Here is a 3584-nt window from a genome sequence, read left to right as displayed (position 1 = left end):
AACTTAAGCCGTAGTCCACGGAAACCCTCCGCGCGGTCGCCGAGTTACCGTAAGCGTGAGTCTTCGCGCGCTTACTCTGCCGCTTATCCCCTGGCCGGCGGCTGCCCAACACCAACACGCCCCGCCCCGGCCGATTCCCGCATCGACTTGGCCAACCTACCGCAACCGAAATACATGGATGGCATCGGAAACGCGCACATCCAGGTAATTAGAAGCTAATGAGGACTTTTCCTCGAGCGTGCCCTTCCTCCACATATCGGATCGCATCCGGGACCGCACTTAGCTGATAGCGCCGGTCGATTACGGGAGTGACGGTGCCAGACTCCATCCACCTTCCTATCGTGATCAGATCCTGATTATTCCCTTTGGCTAAGATCCCTACCAACTTGCGGCTACCGAATTGAGAAAGCACAAGCGCTTGTAGGGCGCGCGACAAAGCACCGGTCATCCACGGGTCGGTCGTTCCTCCAACACCCACCAGTATCCCGTGGGGACTTAAAATCCGCCGAAGCGCGGTAAGTGAGTGATTCCCGACAGCATCCAAAACCACGTCGTAGCGGTCTGCGCTTTTGGTGAAATCGTCGCGGGTATAGTCGATGACGCAATCCGCGCCGATCGAGCGGACCATCTCGACATTTCTAGTGCTGCACACGGCCGTCACCTGTGCGCCGAGGGCCTTCGCGATCTGAACAGCGAACGTGCCCACGCCGCCGGACGCGCCGTTTATCAGCACCTTCTGTCCCGCTTGGATGCGCCCTTTGTTGCGCAGCCCCTGCAATGCGGTAAGCCCGGCGATCGGTACGGCGGCCGCCTGTTCGAAGGTTACACGATCCGGCTTCCTCGCGAATGCAGAATCGGGAGCACAAGCGTACTCGGCGAAAGCGCCCTGTGCGGCGCCGGAGAGAAAGCCGAACACCGCATCGCCGGGCTTCAACTGCGTTACGTTCCCGCCAACGGCTTGCACCTCACCGGCTACATCGGCCCCTAATCGCGTGACTTTCGGCTTGCGCAGCCCGGCAATTAGACGGACGGCATAAGGCAGTCCTCGCATGAAGTGCCAGTCATAGGGATTGACCGAAGCGGCACGGACCTTAATTAGTACATCGTTAGGTGAGGGAACCGGCTTCTCGACATCGTCTAAGACAAGGACATCAGGTGAGCCATAGGCACGGTAGATAAGGGCTTTCATCGGTAGCTCGGATAGCTAGTACGTGGATTGGCTCAGCGAAGTTCCACGGGGTCTGGTTTCCGGGCTGCCGGCGCGGGAACCCGAATCTCATCCTGCGTAGACCAACCAACGCGGACTTCGTCAGATGGGTTAAGTTGCCCCTCCGGTGCCGCGCCGAGAATCTCCGCCATAATGTTCTCGCCCGTTTCAAGTAGTAAGTGAAGCTGGACCAGATTACCTAGAAACGCCGAGCCGGTTACGCGGGCACGGCGGCCCTCACCATTGGTGCTAACTCGCAGGAACTCGGGCCGTATGCCGATGTCGCCGATCCAGTTCATAGCTCCAAGAAAGTCAGCCGCAAAGCGCGTCGCGGGTTTGCGATAGACGTCATGCGGCGCGCCTTGCTGCTCGATCCGGCCCTGGTTCAAGATCACGATCTGATCCGAAAGCGCGAGCGCTTCCTCCTGGTCGTGAGTCACCAGCAGAAACGTGATACCCGTGCGCTGTTGCAACTCTCGAAGACCGGCGCGCATCAGGCGCCGCAGTTGCACATCCAGCGCAGACAAAGGTTCATCGAGCAGCAGCACCGAAGGTTTCAGCACGAGCGAACGAGCCAGCGCCACCCGCTGCTTCTCGCCGCCCGAAAGCTGCGCGGGATACCGCTTGCGCTTGTCCGAAAGCTGAACCATCTCCAGTGCCTCATTAACTAACGGCTCTATATTCGATTTGCGCTGCTGTTCGAGACCGAAGGCCACATTGCGCTCAACGGTCAGATGTGGAAACAATGCATAACTCTGGAACACGGTACTTACATCGCGCTGGTAAGGCGGCCGCTCATTCACTCGCTCGCCGTTGAGTAAGATGTCGCCCGCGGTAGGTTGTTCGAACCCGGCGATCAGACGAAGAGTCGTCGTCTTCCCGCATCCGGAGGGTCCCAGTAGGGAGTAGAAGAGACCGGGATCAAGCCGGAGCGATACATCGTCGACGGCTTTGGCCGACCCGAAATGCTTCGACACGCCGCGAAGCTGGACCGTTCCGGTTAGCGGCGGCATTCGAAGAAAGACTTCAGCATCTCGGCGCATTCGACGGCGCGGACGCCTTCCGTGATCGACATCCGGTGATTGAGGAGATCGGAATCGGCGATGGCGAACTTACTGCGCACGCCGCCAAAGCGGAGATCGCGCGCGCCGAAGACGAGACGCCCCACGCGCGCCTGAACCAGAGCTCCGGCGCACATCACGCAAGGCTCAAGGGTCACGTATACGGTTGTATTCTCAAGCCGATAGTTCGCAAGACTGCGCGCGCCCTCGCGAAGCGCCAACACTTCGGCGTGGGCCGTCGGGTCGTTTCGGGCGATCACCGCATTGGAGCCGCGCCCGATGATCCGCTGCGCCGCGTCCACCAGGACAGCGCCAACCGGGACCTCCCCGGCGCTTTCCGCCGCGCGCGCCAAAACAACCGCTTCCGCCATGAACCTTTCGTCAAATTCCTGAACTTCTGCCCGCTGCATTGCGTATTCGAAATAGCCCCGATTGGTCTAGAATAGGTGAACCGTGTTTAGAAATCTGCCCCTGATTCTGAAGAATTCGTGGCGCAACCGCCGCCGGACCTCGCTCACGATCGCTAGTATCGCGATTTCATTGTGTCTGCTAGGCGTGCTCATGGCTGTTTATCAGGCGCTCTATCTGACGCCCGAAGCGCCGTCGCAAGCGCTGCGGCTGGTAACGCGCAACCGCGTATCGCTGGCTGTAACCATGCCGCAATATTACCGGGAGAAGATCAAGACGATCCCCGGAGTTCATGAAGTCCTGATCGCGAACTGGTACGGGGGCACCTATATCGATGACAAGCCGGAGCACCAATTCGCGCGGTTCGCCACCGAACCCGACCGTCTGTTCACCGTGCGGCCGGAAATGAAGATCAGCGACGAAGAGAAGAAGGCGTTCCAGCATGACCGGCGCGGTTGCGTCATCGGGAAGGAACTCGCGGATAAATTGAAGCTGAAGCTCGGCGACCGCATCATGCTCAGTGGCGATATTTATCCCGGCGATCTCGACTTACATGTTGTGGGCATCTACGACGCTCCGATCGATAACGACGTGCTGTACTTTGACAAAGCTTACGTGGAAGAAGGAATGTCGGAGGCGCGCAAAGGGAACGTCGGCATTTTCTATGTTCTAGCTAACACGGCGGACGACGTACCGCGAATCGAGAAGGCTGTGGATGCGATGTTCGCTAACTCGCCCCAGCAAACGAAGACGGAAACCGAGAGTGCTTTCGCACTTAGCTTCATGTCGATGCTGGGCAACATAAAAGCGTTTCTGATGATCGTGGGTACGGCGGTAACGTTTACGATTATGCTGGTTTGCGCGAACACCATCGCGATGTCCGTGCGAGAGCGTATTCGCGAGATCGG

At 58.8% G+C, this 3584-nt stretch carries 4 protein-coding genes and 1 pseudogene; 2 read left to right on the top strand and 3 right to left on the bottom strand.

From position 1 onward, the window contains the following. Positions 1-219 (top strand): annotated as a pseudogene (locus tag H1Y01_RS19625) (hypothetical protein); the annotation flags it as partial. On the opposite strand, the gene H1Y01_RS17125 reads toward H1Y01_RS19625, so the two are convergent. Genes H1Y01_RS17125 through tadA form a run of 3 tightly spaced genes read right to left on the bottom strand, consistent with a single transcriptional unit; the run spans position 209 to position 2678 of the window. Further along, a complete protein-coding gene (locus H1Y01_RS17125; RefSeq protein WP_180541723.1) occupies positions 209-1189 on the bottom strand; it encodes an NAD(P)-dependent alcohol dehydrogenase in 981 nt (326 codons plus the stop codon). The pseudogene H1Y01_RS19625 and the gene H1Y01_RS17125 sit on opposite strands and share 11 nt — an antisense overlap. A 32-nt stretch (positions 1190-1221) precedes the next feature. Next, a complete protein-coding gene (locus tag H1Y01_RS17120; RefSeq protein ID WP_180541722.1) occupies positions 1222-2220 on the bottom strand; it encodes an ABC transporter ATP-binding protein in 999 nt (332 codons plus the stop codon). Continuing rightward, positions 2208-2678 (bottom strand): tRNA adenosine(34) deaminase TadA, encoded by a 471-nt coding sequence (gene tadA, locus H1Y01_RS17115; RefSeq protein WP_180541721.1) that lies wholly within the window; start codon positions 2676-2678, stop codon positions 2208-2210. Before tadA ends, H1Y01_RS17120 begins: the two co-directional genes overlap by 13 nt. A gap of 43 nt (positions 2679-2721) precedes the next feature. On the opposite strand from tadA, the gene H1Y01_RS17110 reads away from it, so the two are divergent. Then, the coding region (locus H1Y01_RS17110) for an ABC transporter permease (RefSeq protein WP_180541720.1) at positions 2722-3584 on the top strand (863 nt) is incomplete at its 3' end.

The organism is Nevskia soli (genome assembly GCF_903970205.1).
Lineage (GTDB): Bacteria > Acidobacteriota > Terriglobia > Bryobacterales > Bryobacteraceae > Bog-113.
The sequence above is the reverse complement of the archived record's forward strand: the minus strand, read 5'-3'. Positions and strand labels throughout refer to the sequence as shown.

Coding starts and splice junctions, on each gene's coding strand:
- H1Y01_RS17120 (WP_180541722.1), bottom strand. CDS start 2,220: ATGCCGCCGCTAACCGGAACGGTCCAGCTTCGCGGCGTGTCGAAGCAT.
- H1Y01_RS17125 (WP_180541723.1), bottom strand. CDS start 1,189: ATGAAAGCCCTTATCTACCGTGCCTATGGCTCACCTGATGTCCTTGTC.
- tadA (WP_180541721.1), bottom strand. CDS start 2,678: ATGCAGCGGGCAGAAGTTCAGGAATTTGACGAAAGGTTCATGGCGGAA.